Source organism: uncultured Veillonella sp. (assembly GCF_900545205.1).
Lineage (GTDB): Bacteria > Bacillota > Negativicutes > Veillonellales > Veillonellaceae > Veillonella.
This window is the reverse complement of sequence record NZ_UQYC01000028.1, coordinates 1-22,118: the sequence shown is the minus strand read 5'-3', so window position 1 is coordinate 22,118 and position 22,118 is coordinate 1. Positions and strand designations below refer to the sequence as shown.

The 22,118-nt window shown below is 37.6% G+C and carries 18 protein-coding genes; 14 read left to right on the top strand and 4 right to left on the bottom strand.

Annotated elements, in window-relative coordinates:
* Positions 1 to 224 precede the first annotated feature (224 nt).
* On the bottom strand, positions 225 to 1,253 hold the full coding sequence (locus QZR70_RS04335) for a ribonucleotide-diphosphate reductase subunit beta (protein WP_295793361.1): 1,029 nt from the start codon (positions 1,251 to 1,253) through the stop codon (positions 225 to 227).
* A 149-nt stretch (positions 1,254 to 1,402) separates the two neighbouring features.
* The gene (locus QZR70_RS04330) at positions 1,403 to 3,685 is read right to left on the bottom strand and encodes a ribonucleoside-diphosphate reductase subunit alpha (protein ID WP_295793359.1); all 2,283 of its coding nucleotides are present in this window, start codon (positions 3,683 to 3,685) and stop codon (positions 1,403 to 1,405) included.
* A 515-nt stretch (positions 3,686 to 4,200) separates the two neighbouring features.
* Here QZR70_RS04330 and QZR70_RS04325 point away from each other — a divergent pair.
* The 3 genes from QZR70_RS04325 (at position 4,201) to QZR70_RS04315 (ending at position 7,075) form a co-directional block, all read left to right on the top strand.
* Complete coding sequence (locus QZR70_RS04325; RefSeq protein WP_295793358.1) at positions 4,201 to 4,962, top strand: hypothetical protein; 762 nt, start codon at positions 4,201 to 4,203, stop codon at positions 4,960 to 4,962.
* A complete protein-coding gene (locus tag QZR70_RS04320; RefSeq protein WP_295793357.1) occupies positions 4,959 to 6,173 on the top strand; it encodes a hypothetical protein in 1,215 nt (404 codons plus the stop codon). Before QZR70_RS04325 ends, QZR70_RS04320 begins: the two co-directional genes overlap by 4 nt.
* Positions 6,174 to 6,556: 383 nt before the next feature.
* Positions 6,557 to 7,075, top strand: coding sequence for a flavodoxin family protein (locus tag QZR70_RS04315; protein ID WP_060924434.1), 519 nt, complete (start codon positions 6,557 to 6,559; stop codon positions 7,073 to 7,075).
* An 80-nt stretch (positions 7,076 to 7,155) separates the two neighbouring features.
* Here the strand turns inward: QZR70_RS04315 and QZR70_RS04310 are convergent, their stop codons facing one another.
* A complete protein-coding gene (locus tag QZR70_RS04310; protein ID WP_295793355.1) occupies positions 7,156 to 8,715 on the bottom strand; it encodes a hypothetical protein in 1,560 nt (519 codons plus the stop codon).
* Between the two features lie 147 nt (positions 8,716 to 8,862).
* Here QZR70_RS04310 and QZR70_RS04305 point away from each other — a divergent pair, with 147 nt between their 5' ends.
* The 8 genes from QZR70_RS04305 (at position 8,863) to QZR70_RS04270 (ending at position 18,047) form a co-directional block, all read left to right on the top strand.
* Positions 8,863 to 10,035, top strand: a complete 1,173-nt coding sequence (locus QZR70_RS04305) for an iron-containing alcohol dehydrogenase (RefSeq protein WP_295793354.1) — start codon at positions 8,863 to 8,865, stop codon at positions 10,033 to 10,035.
* Between the two features lie 24 nt (positions 10,036 to 10,059).
* Positions 10,060 to 10,890: a hypothetical protein gene (locus QZR70_RS04300; protein WP_295802470.1), complete on the top strand. Its 831-nt coding sequence runs from the start codon at positions 10,060 to 10,062 to the stop codon at positions 10,888 to 10,890.
* Positions 10,891 to 11,061: 171 nt separating this feature from the next.
* Positions 11,062 to 11,787, top strand: a complete 726-nt coding sequence (locus tag QZR70_RS04295) for a hypothetical protein (protein ID WP_295793351.1) — start codon at positions 11,062 to 11,064, stop codon at positions 11,785 to 11,787.
* A gap of 199 nt (positions 11,788 to 11,986) precedes the next feature.
* The gene (locus QZR70_RS04290) at positions 11,987 to 13,306 is read left to right on the top strand and encodes a dicarboxylate/amino acid:cation symporter (protein WP_295793349.1); all 1,320 of its coding nucleotides are present in this window, start codon (positions 11,987 to 11,989) and stop codon (positions 13,304 to 13,306) included.
* A 169-nt stretch (positions 13,307 to 13,475) separates the two neighbouring features.
* Entirely contained in the window at positions 13,476 to 14,387 is a 912-nt protein-coding gene (locus QZR70_RS04285; protein ID WP_295793348.1) for a hypothetical protein, read from the top strand.
* A gap of 108 nt (positions 14,388 to 14,495) precedes the next feature.
* A complete protein-coding gene (locus QZR70_RS04280) occupies positions 14,496 to 15,533 on the top strand; it encodes a nicotinate-nucleotide--dimethylbenzimidazole phosphoribosyltransferase (RefSeq protein ID WP_295793346.1) in 1,038 nt (345 codons plus the stop codon).
* A 9-nt stretch (positions 15,534 to 15,542) separates the two neighbouring features.
* The gene (locus tag QZR70_RS04275) at positions 15,543 to 16,856 is read left to right on the top strand and encodes a DUF389 domain-containing protein (protein WP_295802465.1); all 1,314 of its coding nucleotides are present in this window, start codon (positions 15,543 to 15,545) and stop codon (positions 16,854 to 16,856) included.
* Positions 16,857 to 17,225: 369 nt separating this feature from the next.
* Positions 17,226 to 18,047: a MetQ/NlpA family ABC transporter substrate-binding protein gene (locus tag QZR70_RS04270; RefSeq protein WP_295793341.1), complete on the top strand. Its 822-nt coding sequence runs from the start codon at positions 17,226 to 17,228 to the stop codon at positions 18,045 to 18,047.
* A 104-nt stretch (positions 18,048 to 18,151) separates the two neighbouring features.
* Here the strand turns inward: QZR70_RS04270 and QZR70_RS04265 are convergent, their stop codons facing one another.
* A complete protein-coding gene (locus QZR70_RS04265) occupies positions 18,152 to 19,042 on the bottom strand; it encodes a PocR ligand-binding domain-containing protein (protein ID WP_295793339.1) in 891 nt (296 codons plus the stop codon).
* A gap of 481 nt (positions 19,043 to 19,523) precedes the next feature.
* Between QZR70_RS04265 and pduB the strand changes: the two genes are divergently transcribed.
* Genes pduB through QZR70_RS04250 form a run of 3 tightly spaced genes read left to right on the top strand, consistent with a single transcriptional unit; the run spans position 19,524 to position 22,088 of the window.
* Positions 19,524 to 20,225 (top strand): propanediol utilization microcompartment protein PduB, encoded by a 702-nt coding sequence (pduB, locus tag QZR70_RS04260; protein ID WP_038124004.1) that lies wholly within the window; start codon positions 19,524 to 19,526, stop codon positions 20,223 to 20,225.
* 21 nt (positions 20,226 to 20,246) lie between these two features.
* Positions 20,247 to 21,908, top strand: coding sequence for a propanediol/glycerol family dehydratase large subunit (locus QZR70_RS04255; RefSeq protein ID WP_295793338.1), 1,662 nt, complete (start codon positions 20,247 to 20,249; stop codon positions 21,906 to 21,908).
* 12 nt (positions 21,909 to 21,920) lie between these two features.
* Positions 21,921 to 22,088 (top strand): hypothetical protein, encoded by a 168-nt coding sequence (locus tag QZR70_RS04250; RefSeq protein ID WP_295793337.1) that lies wholly within the window; start codon positions 21,921 to 21,923, stop codon positions 22,086 to 22,088.
* Positions 22,089 to 22,118 lie beyond the last annotated feature (30 nt).

Sequence of the window (22,118 nt, the reverse complement as noted above, 5' to 3'; positions counted from 1 at the left end):
CGCTATTGCTAACGGTGTAAATGCTGATAACGCATGGATTATGATTATTTTAGGTATCGTAGCTTCTATCTTTGCTGCCAAACTTGGTAAAATGGGTTCCTATCTATTTGCAGGTCGATTCGGCCCATATACAGCTGGCTAACCGTTATTAACTGAATAACCTTTATAATGAAAAAAGTGATTCTCCCATCGTGAGAATCACTTTTTCTTTTATCATTTTTTTATTATTCTAAATCATCGAAATCAAATGCCGCTGCTTTTGTATAGTTTGTAACTTTTGCTTCGAAGAAGTCAGTTTTTGTGCTATTCAAGTTGGAGAAGCTTTCAATCCATTCCATTGGATTGTCCTTGATTTCAGGGTATAGATGAGGCAAGCCGATTGCTTCTAAGCGGATGTTGGCAAGGTATTTGATGTAGCGTTCGATAAGAACGTTGTTAAGGCCGAGGATTTTATCATCAGTGATGTATTGACCCCAAGCGATTTCGTTTTCTGCACCTTGGCGAATCATGTCAGTGATTTTTGCTTCCAGTTCAGGTGTGAACAAGTCAGGGCGTTCACGGCGTAACTCGCGGATGATGTTTTGGAACAATACAAGATGAGTTACTTCGTCGCGGTTGATATATTTGAAAATAGTGGATGTAGCTGTCATTTTACCTTGGCGTGCCAATGTGTAGAAGAAGCTAAAACCAGAGTAGAAGTAAATACCTTCTAAGATATAGTTGGCGATGATTGTGTGGATAAGGTTTGCTTCGTTAGGATCATCACTGAAACGTTGGTATGCATCGGCGATGAAGCGGTTACGAGCAAGTAATGTTTTATCTGTACGCCATTCGTCATAAATTTTGTCACGTGTAATAGGATTTGTAACAGTGTCCAAAATGTAGGAATAACTTTGAGCGTGAATTTCTTCTTGGAATGCTTGGATATTCAATAAAGATGCCACTTCAGATGCTGTAATATAACGGCTCAAGTTAGGCAAGTTTTCAGATTGAATGGAATCAAGGAAGTTCAAGAATGCAATAATTTTGTCGAATGCACGGCGTTCGTAATCTGTTAAGTATGGGAATTGCTTAACGTCTTCGTTCAAGGAAATCTCTTCAGGAATCCAGAAGTTGTTGAGCATTGTACGATACATTTGGTTCGCCCAGTCGTACTTGATCCGGTTCCATTCGCGAAGGTTTGTGGTGTTGCCGCCAATCATAGATTGCGTGCCACGTTCACCATGTTCGTTGAAAATCAGTTTTTTATCCATAGTAGGACTCCTTTATACAACGATGCGACCTATACTGCTATAGGTCGTCATCAGATTTATAATATTGGTGAAAGTATCTTTCCTGAGTTTAGTGCTCTCTACTTATAGTGTATAGTTTTTGTAAAATATAGCAATGATATTTTTAACTATTAAGAGGAGCAACTTGTGCACTCATCCATTTCAAGAGATTGGTTACGGATGTAGTAGATTGTTTTGATACCTTGTTTGTAGGCCTCAACGTAAAGGTCGAGGATTTCTTTTGCTTTCATTTGAGGAGTGATATACAAGTTGAAAGATTGTGCTTGGTCAATATGACGTTGACGTACGCCACAAGCTTTGATGGACCATTGTTGGTCGATTGTATGCGCCTCTTTGTAGAGCCAGAATGTTTTGTTGTTCAAATCTGGTGCAGTTTTTGGTGTGAAAGAACCTTTCTTTTCTTCGATGAAGAATTTTTTGAAGATAGGGTCGATACCAGCTGTAGTATTCGCAATGTTGGAAGTAGAACCAGTAGGAGCTACAGCCATCAAGTAACCATTGCGGATACCATATTTAGCAACGTCTGCAGCCAATTGTTTCCAACGATCGGATGTGTAGCCACGACGTGTGAAGTATTCACCAGTTTCCCATTCGGAACCTTTGAACGCAGGGTATGCACCTTTTTCTTTCGCCAACTCCATAGAAGCTTTGATAGCATAGTACGCGATGTTTTCGAACAATTTGTCCGCTACTTCAATGTGCTCATCGGACTCCCATTGGATATCGTGGTTTACAAGGTAGTGGTGGTAACCAGAAGTACCAAGACCAATAGCGCGGTATTTATCAGATGTCATACGAGACTCTGGTACTGGAGCTTGGTTGATAGAAATAACATTGTCTAACATGCGGATTTGAAGGGCAATATTTTCTTCTAATTCTTCGTCAGAAATGCGACCAAGGCTGATGGAGTTCAAGTTACATGTAACCATGTCGCCTGTATTTGTTTTAGTAGTGATAGTGCCGTCTTCGTTGATGATTTCTTCAGCAAGGTTTGTGAAGCCAACGTTTTGTGCAATTTCATGGCACAAGTTAGATGCGTAAATCATACCTGCATGTTTGTTAGGGTTTGCAGCGTTTACAGTGTCGCGGAAGAAGATGAAAGGTGTACCAGTTTCAACAGCAGAGCGCATGATTTTTTTCATCATGTCTAGTGCTGGTACTTCGATGCCATGTAAGTTCGGATCTTGTTCACATTCAAGGTAACGTTTCGTGAACTCTTTGTTATCGTCTGTGTCATAGAAGTCCTCTAGAGCATAGCCTTTTACAGCCAAGATTTCATGAGGATCGAAGAGGGTGAAGTTTTCACGGCCGATCATACGTTCCATGAAGATGTTTGGAACGGAGATAGCAGGGAAGATATCATGTGCTTTACGACGGTCATCACCATTATTAGTACGAAGCTCTACGAACTCGTAGAAGTCTTTGTGCCAAATATCAAGTGTTACGGTAGCGCCGCCTTTACGTTTACCCAATTGGTCAACGGCAACAGCTGTATCGTTGTACAAACGAATCCAAGGAATAACGCCACCAGAGGAGTTTTTGAAACCGCGGATATCGGAGTTCAATGCGCGAACTTTGCCAAGGTAGATACCAAGAGCACCGCCGTGTTTAGATACGCGAGAGAACTTGCTATTTACGTCGTAAATGGACCATAAGTTGTCATCTACACCAGAGATGAAGCAAGAGGACAATTGATGGAATGGTGTGCCCGCATTTGCTAATGTAGGTGTAGCTGTTGTCATTTTTAATTGGCTCATCAAATCGTAGAATTTCTTAGCGTATTTTACTTTGTTTTCGCCTTCTACTAATGCTAAGTGCATAGCGATAGCCATGAAACGTTCTTGAGGTAACTCAAAGATTTCTTTGTTGAAGCCTTTTACCAAGTAACGGTCAGCTAATAATTTAAGGCCTTCGTAGTTGAAGAGGTAATCTCGTTTAGGTTTGATGTAATCGCCTAACTCTTGTAATTCATCAGCTGTATATTCCGTAACGAAGAAGTCTGCGTATTTTTTTTCTTCTACAAGCATGTGTACAAGATTTGGAAAGTTGCCATAGCCGAATGCTTTATAGCGGCGAGTGATAGCCGCTTCTTTATAGAGGTCGAACAAGAATAGACGAGCCGCTACGAATTGCCAATCTTGATTCATTTTATTTACTTGGTTGCCGAAGCCATCATCTTTTTTAGAGATAACCTTTTCGATAGCTGTTTGTACTAAAGTTTTTTGAATCTCTTTAGTAGTCATACCATCAACGAATTGTAACTTCGCATCCATTTCCAATTCTAGTGGATCACAAGAATCTAACCCCAAACATGCGAAGGCAATCATACGTTTCGTTTTTTCAACGGATAAAGGCTCGAAATGGCCATCCCGTTTCTTGATCATAATCTCCATTACTGTTCCCCTTGAGTCTTAAAAGTAATAAAACTGTTAATCTAAACATATATAAGATTAGACTGAAAAGTATAAAATATCTTTAAGTTAAGTCTAATCAGAAAAATAAGAAAACTACTATATGTTGTAGTTTTCCTATTAAGCTTATACATTATGTTACGATTATAGCGAAAAAATTCTATACATTCAATATTGACATTTAGAAATTTATAAATATGGTATGCTTAAATTTATCGATATAGTTATAAATGCTAGAAAGTATTATATAAAGAGTATATATGATGATTTTGAATGATATATCTTTTTATTGTAAAAAAGTTATATATTTGTGGTGTTCAAATTTAATTTAATATGAAGTTGTTATGAAATAAACATGAAAAAGAATATAGAATAAGATATAATATTAGAAGAGAGTATGGGGAGATAACTGTTGGAGTATTTCGTATAAACTCAACAGAGAAGTTTTGCAATGTAAATATGTTGGTATTTATTTAATATTTAAAGGGGACGATAGTATGTTACCTTTACTTGTAGGTAGTGAAGTTACAATTAGGATATTGTCATTGTTATTGTGCAAGCCAAAAGATGTGGCGTTAGAGGCTGAAAAAAGAGGGATAGAACGAGCAGCAAGAATTTATGCACCTATTCTTGCAGAGACACAAGCGTGTGCAGAACAATTAAAATTAAAGTATTCATTCGATAAGGACACATTTGGTAGTTTGATAGACAAAAAGGTTGAATATATAAAAAAGCTTGAACAAGATACCATAAGATATAAAGAAATTTATGAAATAAAATTAGAAGATGAGATAGAACAATATAACTCAAAAAATAAAGAAGCTAGTATTATAAGTGGAATGGGAACTAGTGCTATCGGAGGAATTGGTAGTGGCCTATCGAGTACTATGGGAAGTGGTGTAATTGGTGCTGCTGGAAGTAGTATTGGTAGATTAGCAGGTGGGGTGCCTGGTGCTATTGGAATTGGTGTTGGTTTCATTGCAGGTAGACTGATTAATAGATATGGATATTTGGATAGAGCAGGTATAAAAAAGAGAGAAGAAGAGATTAAAGCTATTGAGAATCTTGGTTTTGAAAAAGCAAAAGTTATGTGGGAAAAGCAAATTTCTGAACATAGAGCTGAATTGGATGCTTTAAAATATAAGGGCGACAAAGAATCTCGAGAGCTTATAGAGATATATGATGAATGCATCTCTATAATAGCAGAAAAGGAAAAAGTAGTTGCTTATTATCAAGAGCGTGTAGGTGATTTGGGATGAATAGCATTGAGAAACTACTAGAGCGTAAAAATACTACAATGCAAGCTTTAGATAATACGATTAGTTCTTTAACTGATGAACAAAAAGAAGTAGAGCGTTTAAAATCTATTGCCATTAATACATCGAATATACTCACGGATTTAGATGAAGAGTTTTCTAAACGTACTTCATTAGGCTGGCATGATGTTAAATTTTTATTTGCTGCTACTGCATTGCAATGCATTAGGATTTATGTAATCAATACTCTTGCAAAAGTTGAGCCTGCAGGAACTGGTAATACAAAAGAAAACTATTTGCATAAGTTACAAGAAAAATTATTAGCCGGGGTAAATAATCAAGTAGATATTGGGCCGAGTCCTTATTATGCACCATTAATACAAATTTGTACGTCTCGAGGTGTTCCGTATGATGCTACAAGATTTAAGGGAATCAATCATGGCTTTTTTAAAGAGGCAAATCATCGTTTTGCTACATTTGGACATGATCCTATTATAGGTCTTATTCTAGGGACTTCTAATATACTCACTAATACGATTACTTGTAGATCTAAAGATTTATTACCAATCCCTATTACCTGTCATGTAGAATATGATAGTAACTTAAAAAACCCTAGCATAGGAGATGTTTGCTCTACAATAGAAAGCTTAAAAGCGGCAGCTACTAGACTAGATAATGATGCGGCTTCTGTTGTGGCCGCATTAATAAAGCAGATTATTCATATAGGGACAGATCTTTATACACCTTGTGGGATACAAATTCCAGGAGCTAATTTAATACTTGATAATCAATATGCCGAAGAATTAACTAAATATATTAGTACTGGTGATATTATTAAGGTTGGGATATCATATAAAATTTTTAATCTTATAAATATACTCATTAGTTCTTTACATATGCTTACTTGTTCATCTACGAATCACCGGGAAAAAGAATTACATCATGTAAAAACAATGAAAATATTAGAGTATTCTAATATTATTGCTACAGGCAGCAACGTAATTATTAATGCCGTGCGAGCTTATTACGGGAATACAAAAGCTTTAAAAGATATTGATTTTGCGGGTCTTATTGGCACTATAATGATGATTGTAAACAATGAAGAGATGAAACGTAAGATTAAAAGAGAATTTATTCTAGGTGAATATGAACGCATGGTATTAGGTGATTCATACAACCCTAATGAGTCTTTTTTATTGGACCACTATATATAGTATTTCTAGCTGATAAAAATTAAGAATTTTAATCCAATAGGAATTGTTATTTGATTAAGTAAGTTCACAAGGTATCTATTTATCTATAACTTAGATAAATAGATACCAGAGTAATAGATAACTCTTTAATAGTTGCAAGGGATTAAAAGTGAGGAATAGCAATACTGATTAACAATTTAAAGTTTTTAAGATACTAAAAAATCTTTATTTTGAATTTTATAATATATGTATTAATCACATACAAATAGTGTTATGTTTTTCTTCTAATAACTTATTGTTGGTATATATTTTAGGTTCTATTCATATAAAGCGGTGTGATTTATTTTATTAATCCACTATTATATATGTCCTATAATAGATATATACTAATTAGGAGGTAAGACATGAAGTCTATTGTTATATATTCATCCCTTACGGGAAATACTAAACAAGTGGCAGAGGCTATTACTAGCGTATTGCCTGCAGGTACACCATGTGTATCTATGAAAGAAGTGCCGTCCGATTTATCATCTTACGATCTTGTATTTGCAGGATTCTGGGTGGATAAAGGGACAGCTAATAAAGAGGCCCGTGATGTACTAGGCATATTACATAACCCTCATATTGCTCTGTTTGCTACAGCTGGCGTACCACCGCAAATGGCACATGCTAAGGAGAGCTTAATCAATGCAGCAAATTGTTTACCCGATGGCATAGAGCCTGTAGGAACATTCATTTGCCAAGGTAAGGTAGATCCTAAGGTTATCGAAATGATGTACAAGATGTTCCCGAAAGGGCATAGCCACGGTCAATCTGCTGATCGCGATGCACGTCACAAACAAGCTGCAGTACATCCAAATGAAGACGATTTTAAAGCGGCCCAAGATTTTGCCCAACATATTCTAGTCAAGTTAGATCGATGAATAAAAGCAGTACCCTGTGGGGTACTGCTTTTGTCATATTATATATGATGTTGTAATTATTACTATTTTGTATTATATGCTTAATTATAAAGTACGTTAAATTTAAGTTTACGTGTATCGAATTGGTTTATGAAGTACGACGTAATCAATAGCTTATATCCATTGCCTTCTATAATGACAGGATCGATAGCTGTTTTATCGACTGTAAGGAACTTATCATAAATATGATGCACCTCTGTTATTCCATTTGGTAGAGACACCTCTAAATCAAGGCCGTTGTTGAGGAACTTGAAGGAGATGGAGTCGAAGTTGGCAGACTCTACTTGGTATTCTTTAAGATCTTGTTCGTATACAATTAACTCGATGTTTTCAATGTATTTATCGTATCCTGCAATAGAGATAACCTTTGGTGCAGACAAAGCATCAAAATTGATATACTCGACGCGTCTGCCGTTTGTTGGATTTGTATCTGGCAGTTTTAAATCATCTACAGGTACATATGGTGTGCCGTAGTCTGTGAAGTTAGAATCAAAGGTAGCAGCTATTGGTAGGCTTGCATGCCATTCGCCATCGACTTTAGTATAGGTCACAAATTCACGATACGTTGTATAGCCTATGAATGGCGTCAAGAGAACAGCACCTAAGGCAAGAGCCATAACTGTTGTGTGTACAGAAGGTTTTAAACCCTTCACAAGAGAATATACATTGTGTACTAAGAAGATTAAATTGAATGCACTCACGTAAATCGTATTGAGCCAGAGAACTGGTTCATTAATCACACGTTTACCGATAAGAACTAAGCACAGTGTAGTTAGTGTAATGAACAAGAAGCATAGGATTTGCTGTGTTCTGCTACTTTCACTGGATCTAAAGCTAGCCAAGTAGAATAGGTAGAAAATGGCTACATACGGATAGTAGGTATAGAAGAAACGCGTATCTTCTCGAAGCCCTAACAGAATCAAGACTAAATAGATATTAGCTAGAATGCCTGTAATAATCGACGCCTTAGGCAAGATGATGCCGAATACAACAGTAAAAAATGAGTTTGGCGCTGGAGGACCTGCGGGATCCTCTTTGTAAGAACATACCATAGATAGACAAATGAATATATTAATGGATGCGAGTACCTTAAAAATGGTTTCTTCAAAGTTGAATGGTTGGTCCACGATGATGAAGAAGAACCATAAACTCATGATGATAACAATGTTATATAGCGTAGACGTAACAAGGGTGATGCCAATCCGTTTGATGCGGTTAATGATTTCACCGATGTAGTGTTCACCAGGCGATGTGAAATACAAGGCAATCATGGAGTACAGCCATAGGTACGATATGTTTTCCGTAGCTAGTTCAATACCCCGCACATAGCCGTAGCTTTCGTGAATCATATAAAGGCCAACGCCGATTCCGATACTTACTAAGGTATATAAAATGGAAAACTTTCGGGTTCTTGTTATATAGCTTTGTAATATAACGATAAAGAAATACAGTGAGTATAGCTTAATGTCGATTTCGGCAAACCAATCTTGTTCAATATACAACGGTGTACATGAAAATACGGCAATCAATACCAGTAATATAGGCGACTGCATTGCTAGGTCCCGCAGCGAAGACCATAAATGTTTAATGGCAAATTTCATAGATGTCTCTCCCTCTATAAATATAAATACCCCCTCTTATTATTAGTATACCTGTTTTCTGGTGAAAGCCCTATGAGGTTTTACACGCCCTCAAATATACATTACAATAACTTTAAGAACTAGTTTTCAAAGAAAAGAGGTTATCACATGGAATTCTCTTATTTTTTACCTGTAAATATCCAATTTGGTTGGAATAAAGTAGATCATATTGCTGATTTTGCCGCACCCTATGGCAAGAAAGCGCTCATTGTAACTGGTCGCAGTAGTGCGAAAAAATCTGGTTTGTATGACCGTGTTGTGGCAAAGCTTGATGCGGCGCATATTGACCATGTCCTTTTTAATCAAGTTGATGCTAATCCGTTGACTACAACTGCTTTAGATGGGGCTGCTTTAGCTCAATCTGAAAGTTGCGATATGGTGATTGCTATCGGCGGTGGGTCCATCATGGACTGTGCAAAAGGCATCGCCTTCATGGCTGTGAATGACGGTGATATTAACGACTATATCTTCAATCGTAAAGTCAGTGATAATGCATTGCCTCTTATTGTTATTCCTACAACTTGTGGTACCGGCTCCGAAGGTAATGGCTTTGGGGTTCTTACTAATCCTGAAACAGGGGATAAGAAATCTTTGCGTTGTAACGCCATCGTGCCTAAGGTTTCCATCGTAGATCCTGCTGTAATGGGCACTATGCCACCTCATGTATTGGCATCCGTTGGTTTTGATGCACTCTGCCACAATATCGAGGCCTATACCTCTAAGACAGCGCAACCTTTCACCGATGCATTAGCTCATTATGCGGTAACCTTATTAGCTCAATACCTTGTACCTCTATATAAACATGTGAAAGCGACGGCTGAAGGCAAACCAGAGGTTCTTAACGAAACTCAATTAATAAAGGCTTGGGAGGCCGTTACATTGGCTAGCACAATTGGTGGTATGGTTATCAACACAGCCGGTGTAACACTAGCACATGGTATGGAACATCCTGCCAGTGGCCTTAGAGATATTACCCATGGCGTAGGTCTTGCCGTTATTGAACCTGTTGCTGTGGAATACACATGGAGTGCAAACCCTGATAAATTTGACGCCTTGGCTCGTATATTCAACCACGGAGATGCCTCCGAACTAGGCGAAGCATTACGCTTGATTGTACATGACTTAGACCTTACTACAAACCTTACAGAATTAGGTTTTACGAAAAAAGACATTCCATGGCTTGTAGATAATGTATACGTTGTAGCTACAGGAAATATCGCTAATACAGTAGCTGAAATCAGTCGTAAAGATATAGAAGCGTTGTATAAAAAGATGTTTTAAGTGTTGTCATAATAGGAGAGAGTTTTGTTCCAAGGATTTTATGGCCTATTAATAGTTCTGTTATGCGTGTTGTTTGTAATTGTGATAGTGCTATTTAACATAGCGCCTATTACATACATTGTTTTTGGCATAGCCATAGTGTTGAGTGTGTTACTTCAATATAGGCGCTTTAAGAAACAGTCCATATCTGAAAAAACACATAGCCGATTGGCTTGTGCTTTGTTTATTGTCGTAACCCTTAGTATATCTTGGCTCGTAGCTGATTGGGTTCAATATGATCTTAATACAACTGTTGATCAGTTTGAGGATTTTAAGTACAGTACAACTGATTGGAAACGAGGATGGCCTAATAATAACGAATTACCAGAAGGTCTTACATCTCCTGAGCAGCTTCCGGAAGGAATTTATAAAGTATCTATGTTACGAACAGATGTTGCTTGGGCTACTGCTTATCCTTATCGCTATGTAGTTTTAGAGGGAGACCCTAAAGTAATTGCTCAATATGAGGAAATTGCAAAACAACATGCAGCCTATATGGCTCAAATTGATAAAGATAATAGGTTACTAGATTTTGAAAGTGGAGAATTGAAGCGTTTTATATCTCATCCTAACAGTTACCGCTTCATAGATAGTGTTGAGGAGGAACCTCTAAACTTACCACAACGGAGTTTTATAGAGTGGTTACGCTTTGCACCTAGAAAAGAAACAAAAAAAGTGGTGAAGGACACATATAACTCTACTCGAAATCATAGACTATATGTCTTTGTAGACGATGGAAATACTAAAAGACCTCATTTCGTGGAACTTTTGATTAGTAATGATGGGACACGGGCTGTGTTTTATCAATCTAAGTAATTGGATTGGGTATTGTTGTGGAGAACATAAATGCGACAGTGTTTAATATATCTAAAGAAATTGTTTTTTGGCGCACCTTATAGAAAGAGTATATGGTTTTTTATAACTCTTTGGGTATTAACATTTCTGTTCTCGGATGAGATATCATATTCTGGGTTATACTATCTGATTTTGTTAGTAGCTACGATTGTATTGTTGTTTGAAAAATGTGGCGTAATCGATAGTGAGAAAGGTATACGAAAAAGATTTTTAACATATTTTTATGCAATCTTTTTTCTGTGTATACTTCCTACATTAGCTGTTACTTTAGCATTTTCTGCTGTAGGGATATCTCATTATGATACACAACGATGGCACTCTACATGGCCTTCATCTAAGGCGGGGTATATTCCCGCTCCATTACAAACACCTAAGTCTTTACCCGAGAGTTTGAAAGTGATTTCTTCTGCTGAAGTAATTGGAATAGGTGGAAATCAAAGCTGTTTAGTATTAGATGGTGATAAAGCTACGATTTCAAGGTATGAGGAAATTGTTAAATCTAATTCTTGGTATTCGTTTATAAATGGCAGGGACAAAGATACTACAGTTGAAGTACTTAATTCGTTTACATATCCAAAAGATAAAAATGTATTGGTTAGTGATGTAAGCAATTATTATGAGATTATTACCATTCGACGACAAAATTGGAAATTATTCCCCTGGTTAATTGATGGTAGACAAAGTATCGGTGATGATCCTAACGAAGATTATTATTATAGTACTCGGATATCGGCTGATAAATATGTAGTATATGTTGTTTATCATAACTTTGATCAAGATCAGCCTAGAGTCATTTACTTTATGTTTAATCCAGAGCGAACTCGAATGATTACTGTAGATATAGATATGTATCATTAGTTTTTGTTAGATTCGTTAGATAAAGATTGGAACCATATCTGAATATATTAGAATATATTCAGATATTGTAATTGACAACCTTAAATCATATCTTTATAATGTGAATTAAAGAGAGACTCGGATATTCACTATCCCAGCCCTAGGGCTGGGGTTTCTTTTTTTTAGTCTCTAGTAGTTTAGTTTTTAGAGAGGTGTTTTTATGGCAGATCAAAACAACAAACATGTCGATGCCTTAGCGCAAGAGATTACCTTAAAAAGCCGTGGTCAAGGCAAATTACGTCAGTTTATTCTTTGGATGGGGGCTCTTATCATCGGTGCTATCTTGGGATGGCAACATATTCCAGCATTAAATGAATTATTTAACTTTATTGCTGCGGTATTTACCCGTTTGTTCCAATTCATTGCAATTCCAACTGTATCCTTAGCAGTAATTACTACATTATCTATGCTAGGGGCTAAAAAAGATACAGGTCGTATCTTTGGTCACGCTGTAGTATATACATTGCTTACTACAATTTGTGCAGCAGCTGTAGGACTTGGCTTATTCCTATGGATTGCACCAGGTAATCTACCACTTGATGTAATTGGTGCTGGTGCAGCGCAAGTACCTGAAAAACTAGGTCATGTAACATATTACGATCACTTCTTATCTGTTATTCCTAACAATATTTTAAAACCATATTTGGAAGGTAACGTATTGTCCGTTATGTTTATCTCTGCTTCCGTTGGTTTAGCCTTTGCCTTTATGCCTCGTACAGAAGGTCGCGAAGCAGTATTGAAAGTATTGTTCGGCTTACAAGAATTACTATTTACATTGATTAAAGCATTGCTTTATGTATTGCCAATCGGTATCCTTGCTTTCGCAGGTCAATTATCTGCTCAAATTGAAGCGGGCGTAATCGTTGGTGCTTTAGGTAAATACACTGCTGTTGTTATCGGCGGTAACTTGATCCAATTCTTTATCGTAATTCCATTGTTCTTGTTATTCCGTGGTTTGAACCCTGTGGATATATTCCGTAAAATGTCCCCAGCTGTAGCTGTTGCGTTGTTCACTAAATCCTCTGCTGCAACATTGCCTGTAACATTGGCATCTGCTGAGGATAATTTGAAAGCTCACCCTGCAGTAGCTCGTTTCGTATTACCAATTTGTACAACAATTAATATGAATGGTTGTGCAGCTTTCATCCTTGTAACATCCTTATTCGTAATGCAAAATGCAGGTATTGAATTGACTATGGGCACAATGATTGCTTGGTTATTCATTGCTGTTCTTGCTGCTATTGGTAATGCTGGCGTTCCAATGGGCTGTTACTTCTTAACATTGTCCTTGATGAGTTCCATCGGTGCACCAATCGGCTTGCTCGGTATCATCTTGCCAATCTATACGATTATCGACATGATAGAAACTGCTGAAAACGTTTGGTCTGACGCATCCGTATGTGCTATGGTTGACCATGACCTTCAAGGTAAATTGGACGACTCCAGTGGCGATGATATGCCTCAATTCCAAGGTGCTTAGTTTTAGCAACTAGTTTAACTTAAGAAAAATACTTAATTATATAACTCAAATAAAAGGTTATCCTGTAAGGGATAACCTTTTTTGATGACTCTATATGTATTAAAAGGTACAATACTAGTAGAGATTGAAGTTTATTGTAGTGGTTGTTATAAAGCTAAGGAGTTGTATTGTGAAAAGAATATATTCATACATTGCTGCACTGTTAATGTTAAGTCTTATGGCTTCACAAGTACATGCAAAAGAGCAGGTTACTCAAAGTGATATTTCTGGTAGTGCTAAAGAGAAGTGCGTTAGTAGTGAACAAACTAATGATAAGATTGAAGCTGATTTACAAAGACATTTAGAACGAATGAGGACCGAGGACATAGCTAAGGGGTATTTACGTGAAGAAGAAGGGTATGCTCAAGAATTAAGTTTAATTCGTGGGAGATTGTATCATTCAACGGATAAGTTGATTCATAACGAAAAGAAGACTACTCTTTTATCGTATCCAGTAGGAAGTAAGGTTCCTTGTAAGAAGAATTTAAATGATATAGATTCATATACAGACATTATTACTCGTAAAGGCATGACATTCCGCATTCCCAAAGGTGCAGAGTTGAAGATGTTCTATATGTTAGATAACAATATTTTTATAGAGTATGAGATAGGAGATATTTGGTATTCTATTGAGATAATTCCTTTAGATGTAGATCATCCTGATAGTAAAGATATAGAAAATAAAGTGCTTGTAGATAAAGAGTATAATTTTTATCATTCTTTACAAACATATTGGCGCATTTGGGGACTGTACTATGAACCAAATGATACTACTTATTCAGCGGTATTGAATAATGGCTTACCTGGAATATTAGTAGATTCATATCATCCAGATAAAAAATCTAGGTTACAATTTGTTACATACGATGGACGTTATGCTGTGTTTAATCAGCTTGAATATAAACCAAGCACTAGTCCTTTTACTCATGAGCAGTTAAGAAATACGATTGAATATTTTGATTCTAATAATAATCCAGAGTTTAAGGCTAAAAAGCATAGATTATTCCCTGATGAGAGGATAATTCGTATATATGAGTACTAGTACAAACCTTATATTACTAATTATATAATTTGTGTTATACTTCTATATAGAATAATATCGAATTAATAGAAGGCTAGTTGGCATATTCTGTACAGGCTAGAGATTAGAATGAAAGATAAGTCAGTATTACCAATTGAGGAACAATTAAATAGATTTCTTCAACCGAAATGCCTGATCCCTGGCGGTCTAGGCTTGTGGGAGGATTATTTCCGAAAGATTTGTACTGCTTGGGGCGAGATTAGTGGTGAAATTCGACCTCAGCATATTATATTTTCTGCCGATAATGGTTGTAATATGGAAGGCTATGTAGGCTATAACTATGAGGTAACGCAAAAGCAGTCGCGTAATATGCTCTTGGGTCGTTCGTCGGCTACACAGTTTTGTAACTTTAACAACATTCCTTATGAAGTTGTGGATGTAGGAATTGCCTCAGATGATGGCATCGGAGTGGATCGCAAGGTCGCAAAGGGAACAAAGAATATATTGAACCATCCTGCTATGACTGAGGATGAATTTAATAGTGCCATTCAATCTGGCTATGAACGAGTTGAACATTATGTAAAGCAAGGGATAAATCTTTTTTCCTTTGGTGAAATGGGACTTGGTAATACGACGACTTCTGCCTGTGTGTTGTCTGCCTTAACTGGAGCTGATCCCACTGAAACAGTAGGGCCCGGTTCTTGGCCGAATAAACCAGATTTGATGAAACGAAAAATTGATTTTGTGCGCGCTGTATTAGATAAGCATAAGACTAGTATCGTTTCTGATAGTGAAGTTGAAAGAGTTCGTAAAATTGTAGCCCATGTAGGGGGATTTGATATTGCTGCTATTCTTGGGGCTATGCTCGCTTGTGTTGGGTTTAAAAAGCCTTTTGTCATTGATGGTTTTATTACATCGGTAGCGGCAGCTTGTGCGGTACATATGAATGATCGTGTTAAGGATTATGCATTGCCATCTCATAACTCTCGAGAAAAAGGCACAGAGCTAGCTTTAGCAGAGGTAGATATTACACAAGACATGGTTCCTATTCAAGCCCACATGTCGATGGGGGAAGGCACGGGGGCCATCTTGATGGTACAAATGCTCAAAACTACACAGCATATGTTTGTAAACGTAGGGACCTTTGCAGATTTGATGAAATTATAAGGAGAAAGAATGGAACTAAATAAATACTTTGATATACATTTTGAGCGCGCTGATGATGCAACTATTGCTAAAAGGTTGATAGGTGGGGCTAAGATTAAGGGACCTGCGTTGGTTACCCTGATTCTCTCCATATTTATCGCCTCTATTGGGTTGAATATGAATAGTACGGCAGTTGTTATTGGTGCTATGCTTATATCGCCGTTGATGGGACCTATTTTAGCAACTGGTTTTGGCTTTGCTACGCTTAATTTTACAGTTGTAAAAAGCGGTATTTTAAGATTGTCCTTACAGGTTACGATTGCTGTTTTGGCATCTGCTTTATATTTTTATATTTCTCCCGTTCAGGCGGCTACATCTGAACTATTAGCACGTACAGAACCGAATATTTTTGATGTATTCATTGCTATATTTGGTGGGTTAGCTGGGATTATTGGGCAAACGCGTAAGACCTTAGATAATGTTATACCAGGTGTTGCGATTGCGACTGCACTTATGCCACCACTATGTACGGCAGGATATGGACTGGCTAATGGAAATTGGCACTATTTCATTGGGGCTGGCTATCTATTCTTTATAAATGCATTTTTCATCTTCTTTGCAGCTTTTATTGTTTTAAAAGGTGTATATAGTTTGCCATTCCATAAACAAGCAGAAGAGGTTAATCGTCGTAACCAGCTAATATTTCTCGTGATTGGTCTTATTATGGCTATACCAAGTATTTATGCAGGCTATGATATGACCATCAAGTATTCTGAGTCAAATCATATGGAGCAGTTTATTAAGAATGATATTAATCAAGAGGGACGTCGACAAGTGATTGATTATTCATTGGATCAAACGAATAAGCTAGTAAACATAGTAGTTATAGGAGCTCCTGTGACTTCAGAGGAGCAAGCCCAGTTGGATGACAAGTTACAGAAAGATGAGTACTTGCAACCTTATACATTACGATTTGTTAATAGCGTAGATGAGCAAAAATCTACTATGGATAAGACGAACTTGAATAAATCTTCAGAGAATCTTGGAACATATAAAAACTTGATTAATCTGTACCAACCGACTTATCAATTAGTAAGTGAAACTATAAATACTATGAAAACGACAGAAGCTGAAGCAAAGGCGTTATTCCCGTTTGTAAGCAAAGTGGAAGGCATGCCTTTGATAGATAATCTAGAACAGCCTAAAGCGAATCGATATATGGTGATTATCCATACTACATCCACTATATCTGATGCAGATTTGAAACGAATAAAAGCTTGGTTAGAGGCTAAATTATCAGCACCTGTAACTATTTCTGTGGAGCAAACAACGTCAACTCAATAAGGTGATTTTTTGATTTTGATTAGATTGTTTATTATATAGAGCGATATGTATAACGGTACTAAGTTTGATTGAACCTATTAGGAATATTACCTAGTAGTACGGGGAATCAGCTTAGTACCGTTTTTATGTACTTGGCATAGCTAAATGTAATTACTCTTATCTTGCTATAGATTAAAGTTATATTAATATATATATAAAATCTATTATACGAGTAGGAATTAAATTGATATACTTACTACATCGAAATTATTAAATAATCAAATGTAGATACAAGATAAGAAAAATAGATTTATTATAATATCTACGAATGTTGTATACGTATGAGTCCTCGTCCGAGATGGAGGTTTTCATCGTAGATAGGAGGATTACATGAAAAAATGGTTAGCATTAGCAGCGACGGCCGTACTGGGTGCGTCCTTATTGATTAGTGGTTGTGGCTCTTCCACAAATAACGCGAGCTCTAGTGGCTCTAAAGAGGTATTAAAGGTAGCAGCAAATCCTGTACCTCATGCTGAAATTTTAGAACAAGTTAAACCTATTTTGGCTAAGGAAGGTGTAGACTTACAAATCGTTGAATTTACAGACTACATCCAACCAAATATGGCTCTATCTAGCCATGAAGTAGATGCAAACTTCTTTGCAAACGTACCTTACCAAAATAACTACAATAAAGATCATGGTACAAACTTTGTAAGCTTTGCACCAGTTCACATCGAACCATTGGCTATCTACTCTCAAAAAATTAAAGATTTGAAAGACTTGCCAAATGGCGCAAAAGTAGCAATTCCATCTGATCCAACAAACAGTGCTCGTGCACTTCTCTTGTTGCAAAGTGCTGGTCTAGTAACTTTGAAAGATCCAACTGGTTTGACTAACACACCATTCGATGTGACTAGCAATCCTAAAAACATCCAAATTACTGAGTTAGAAGCAGCTCAAATTCCTCGTTCCATCCAAGATTTAGATGCAGCAGTAATCAATGCTAACTATGCATTACCAGCCGGCCTTAACCCTACAAAAGATGGCTTATTCGTAGAAAAAGCTGACTCTCCATATGCAAATCTTCTTTCTGTTAACCCTGGTGATGAAAATAAACCAGCTATCCAAAAATTAGCTAAAGCATTACAATCTCCAGAAGTTAAGAAGTTCATCGAAGAACACTACAAAGGGGCTATTATTCCAGCGTTCTAATCGATTGATCGTTAATAACATATGTATCTGAAATACCTTCTCATGACAAACTCTATAGATACGAAAAAGGCGTAACACCATTGGTGTTACGCCTTTTTATTATATTATGCATCTATTGGCTTAGCATATTTCTTCCGATACGAATGTGGTGTTTCGGTAGTAGCTAGCTTGAATATTTTACAGAAGTAGCTTGTTCTGTTATAGCCCAATGTTTTGCTAATCTGATTAACTGTTAGTTGAGAATATACCAATAGCTTTTTGGCTTCTTGTATGCGTAATAGTGTTATATATTGCACTACTGACAGTCCTGTATCATCTTTAAAAATCTTAGAGAAGTAGGACTCGCTTAAATGAATATGTTCCGAAATCCTCCTGAGCGACACGCGTTTGCTCAGGTTTTTTTCTATGTATAACATAGCTTTTCGGATTTCTGGACGATTAATAGGTCGTTCCGATTCAATAAAGTCCGGTAATTGTTCATAGGGCATTTCTTCGGCTATGGCATCGTTAAATGGGAAGTAATGCTCTACCAAAATCCGCAATACCTTCGTGGCGCTATAAATTTGTTCAGCAGTCAAAATCGGTAATGTCCGATACAAGGCGCGAAGCTTAGTATCAGAGTGCCAATCTGTTTGAGTAGGTAAAATGGGTTTAATAGTCGTATCTTCTGTTTTAGTTTGCCCTGCCATGATAAAGCCTAAGATGGCACCATCTTTCATGATGGGCACGGAGAAATCTATGAGTCCCATATGACAGCGATACGGGCAGGAGGATAGTTCTTTTGTAGCATCTAGTCCACCATATAAGTCGCATTGATTGCAACGCTTGGCGTAGGTTGGATTGCGCCTTACAACCTTGCAAAATGGAGAAAAGTTATATTCCTGAGATAACACTTTTCCACGATTGTTAACAAAAATGGCTGCAATTTTTGTTATGTTTGTGAAATCACGCATGATTTCATTGATAAGCTTAGTATCTTCGTTCGTACAAATCATAGTAAAACCTCCAATCACAAATGTGTTAAGAGGTCTAGTAAGCACACCGCTAAAATAGCTATACTTCCTCTCTAGCTAAAGGGTCGGCTCTAAACCTGAGAAAAGAGAAAAGTGACATACCACCTAAAATTCATATACCTATAAAATTACGTTATTTCTTGTCTTTATATGTATAAGTATAACAGGATTGTCGCATTTTAGTAATAGAAAAATCGTATTTTACGAATATACATAAAAAAGTTGTATTAAATAATTTTTATAATAAAGGTAGATAAAAGCCTTATATTACTTATATTTGGAAAGGATTGAGTCCAATGGGTTGTGACTGAATAGCAAGGCATGCTCTATAGCAATATATGGTGTACAGGATGTAGTGTTGCATACATATGAATGGTTAAAGAAATGTTAAAAAATATAAAATGGTATAACGCAGCATAGTTTCCTGTACAAAGATACTTTCATTATACGTATGGAGGGTATTATGGCGACAACATGTGGATTAACTGAATTTGTAGGGACTAGCAAAACTGGCGATACTATAGGTCTCGTAATTGCTAACGTAGATCAACAAGTATTAGATGCGATGAAATTAAAGAAAAAATATCGTTCTATCGGTATTTTAGGCGCTCGTACTGGTGCAGGCCCACACATTATGGCAGCTGACGAAGCAGTAAAAGCAACAAATACAGAAATCGTTAGCATTGAATTACCTCGTGATACTAAAGGTGGCGCAGGCCATGGCTCATTAATTATCTTTGGTGGCGATGATGTATCCGATGTAAAACGCGCTATTGAAGTAGCATTGGCTGAAGTGGAACGCACCTTTGGCGATGTATACGCAAACGATGCTGGACATATTGAACTTCAATATACAGCACGCGCTAGTCATGCGGTAAATGCAGCATTTGGTGCTCCAGAAGGTAAAGCCTTTGGCCTTATTGTAGGTGCTCCTGCAGCGATTGGCGTAGTTATGGCCGATGTAGCTGTTAAATCTGCGAACGTTGATGTAATTGGTTATGCATCTCCTTCTGCAGGTACAAGTAATTCTAACGAAGTTATTTTACAGATTTCTGGCGATTCTGGGGCTGTACGACAAGCAGTTATCTCTGCTCGTGAAGTAGGTAAACAATTGCTTGGTACGATGGGTGATGAACCAGTGAACGGAGCCCCTTCCTATATCTAATCTGAAAGGATGGTATGCCCTATGAAATCAAAACGTTTTGAAGTTTTAAGTCAACGTCCTGTTAATCAGGATGGTTATGTAAAGGAATGGGTAGAGGAAGGTTTTATAGCTATGGAATCTCCTCAAGATCCAAAGCCTAGCCTCAAAATTGAAGGCGGTCGCATCGTTGAACTCGATGGTAAACGCCGTGAAGATTTTGACCTTATAGATACATTTATTGCAAATTACGGTATCGTTCTCGATGGTGCTCAAGAAGCGATGGCAAAAGACTCTAAAGAGATTGCTAATATGATGCTTACCCCTTCAGTACCTCGCGAAGAAATCGTTAAGATTTGTAAATCTATTACTCCAGCAAAAATGTTGGAAGTAGTTTCTTGCATGAACGTTGTTGAAATGATGCAATGTATGCAAAAAATGCGCGCTCGTCGTACCATGGCTAACCAAGCCCATGTAACGAACGTAAATGATAACCCAGTACAAATCGCAGCGGATGCTGCAGAAGGTGCACTTCGTGGGTTTGCAGAAGAAGAAACTACAGTAGCGGTTGCCCGTTATGCACCACTTAATGCGATTAGCTTACTCGTAGGCTCTCAATGTGGTCGTCCAGGCGTATTGACTCAATGCTCCTTGGAAGAAGCAACAGAATTAGAACTTGGTATGCGCGGTTTCACAGCTTATGCAGAAACTATTTCCGTATATGGTACAGAAGACGTATTTACCGATGGTGATGACACACCTTGGTCTAAAGGATTCCTCGCATCTGCTTATGCATCTCGGGGCCTTAAAATGCGCTTTACATCTGGTACAGGTTCTGAAGTACAAATGGGCCAAGCAGAAGGTAAATCCATGTTGTACCTTGAAATCCGTTGCCTATACCTTACAAAAGGCGCCGGCGTACAAGGTATCCAAAATGGTTCTGTAAGCTGTATCGGCATTCCAGCAGCCGTACCTTCTGGTATCCGCGCTGTATTAGCAGAAAACCTTGTAGCTGCTATGCTCGACCTTGAATGTGCATCTAGTAATGACCAAACATTCAGTCACTCTGACTTGCGTAGAACAGCCCGTACATTGATGCAATTTGCACCTGGTACTGACTTTATCTGCTCCGGTTATAGTTCTACACCAAACTATGACAACATGTTCGCTGGTTCCAACTGGGATGCAGAGGACTATGATGACTGGACAGTTATCCAACGTGACCTCAAGGTAAATGGCGGTCTTATTCCTGCTCGCGAAGAAGAAGTTGTAGCAGTTCGTAATAAAGCGGCTCGTGCATTACAAGCGTTGTTCAAAGCTTTAGGCTTGCCTCCAATTACAGATCAAGAGGTAGAGGCTGCTACCTATGCGAATGGCTCTAAAGATATGCCTCCTCGCGATAAGGTTGCAGATATTAAAGCAGCTCAAGATTTGTTAAACCGTGGTGTTACAGGCGTTGACTTCGTAAAAGGTTTAGCTAAAGAAGGTCATCAAGATGTAGCACAAAGTATTTTGAACCTATTAAAACAAAAAATCTCCGGCGATTACTTACAAACATCGGCCATCTTTGACCGTGATTTCAACGTTATCTCCGCGATTAACAATAGAAATGACTATCAAGGTGTTGGCACAGGGTATCGTGTGGAAGGTGAAGATTGGGAACGTATTAAAGATATTCCAAACGCCATTGATCCACGGGATATATAAGGAGGTGTCATGATGGCTGAAATTAACAGAGATGTATTACGCTCTATTATCCTAGACGTTTTACAAGAAATGGGTGGTGTCCATGAGGCACCGCAATTTAAGGCTAATGTTGGTGAAAGTACAGCACCTAGACATGAAGACCCAACTGGTGACGATGAAGGAAGCCGGATGTGGGAATAAACTAACCACGGGCAAATCTCTGGTCTGACG

Bases quoted from the DNA above. Each gene is read 5' to 3' on its own strand.
- QZR70_RS04335 (WP_295793361.1), bottom strand. From the start codon at position 1,253: ATGGATAAAAAACTGATTTTCAACGAACATGGTGAACGTGGCACGCAA.
- QZR70_RS04330 (WP_295793359.1), bottom strand. From the start codon at position 3,685: ATGGAGATTATGATCAAGAAACGGGATGGCCATTTCGAGCCTTTATCC.
- QZR70_RS04325 (WP_295793358.1), top strand. From the start codon at position 4,201: ATGTTACCTTTACTTGTAGGTAGTGAAGTTACAATTAGGATATTGTCA.
- QZR70_RS04320 (WP_295793357.1), top strand. From the start codon at position 4,959: ATGAATAGCATTGAGAAACTACTAGAGCGTAAAAATACTACAATGCAA.
- QZR70_RS04315 (WP_060924434.1), top strand. From the start codon at position 6,557: ATGAAGTCTATTGTTATATATTCATCCCTTACGGGAAATACTAAACAA.
- QZR70_RS04310 (WP_295793355.1), bottom strand. From the start codon at position 8,715: ATGAAATTTGCCATTAAACATTTATGGTCTTCGCTGCGGGACCTAGCA.
- QZR70_RS04305 (WP_295793354.1), top strand. From the start codon at position 8,863: ATGGAATTCTCTTATTTTTTACCTGTAAATATCCAATTTGGTTGGAAT.
- QZR70_RS04290 (WP_295793349.1), top strand. From the start codon at position 11,987: ATGGCAGATCAAAACAACAAACATGTCGATGCCTTAGCGCAAGAGATT.
- QZR70_RS04280 (WP_295793346.1), top strand. From the start codon at position 14,496: ATGAAAGATAAGTCAGTATTACCAATTGAGGAACAATTAAATAGATTT.
- QZR70_RS04275 (WP_295802465.1), top strand. From the start codon at position 15,543: ATGGAACTAAATAAATACTTTGATATACATTTTGAGCGCGCTGATGAT.
- QZR70_RS04270 (WP_295793341.1), top strand. From the start codon at position 17,226: ATGAAAAAATGGTTAGCATTAGCAGCGACGGCCGTACTGGGTGCGTCC.
- QZR70_RS04265 (WP_295793339.1), bottom strand. From the start codon at position 19,042: ATGATTTGTACGAACGAAGATACTAAGCTTATCAATGAAATCATGCGT.
- pduB (WP_038124004.1), top strand. From the start codon at position 19,524: ATGGCGACAACATGTGGATTAACTGAATTTGTAGGGACTAGCAAAACT.
- QZR70_RS04255 (WP_295793338.1), top strand. From the start codon at position 20,247: ATGAAATCAAAACGTTTTGAAGTTTTAAGTCAACGTCCTGTTAATCAG.
- QZR70_RS04250 (WP_295793337.1), top strand. From the start codon at position 21,921: ATGGCTGAAATTAACAGAGATGTATTACGCTCTATTATCCTAGACGTT.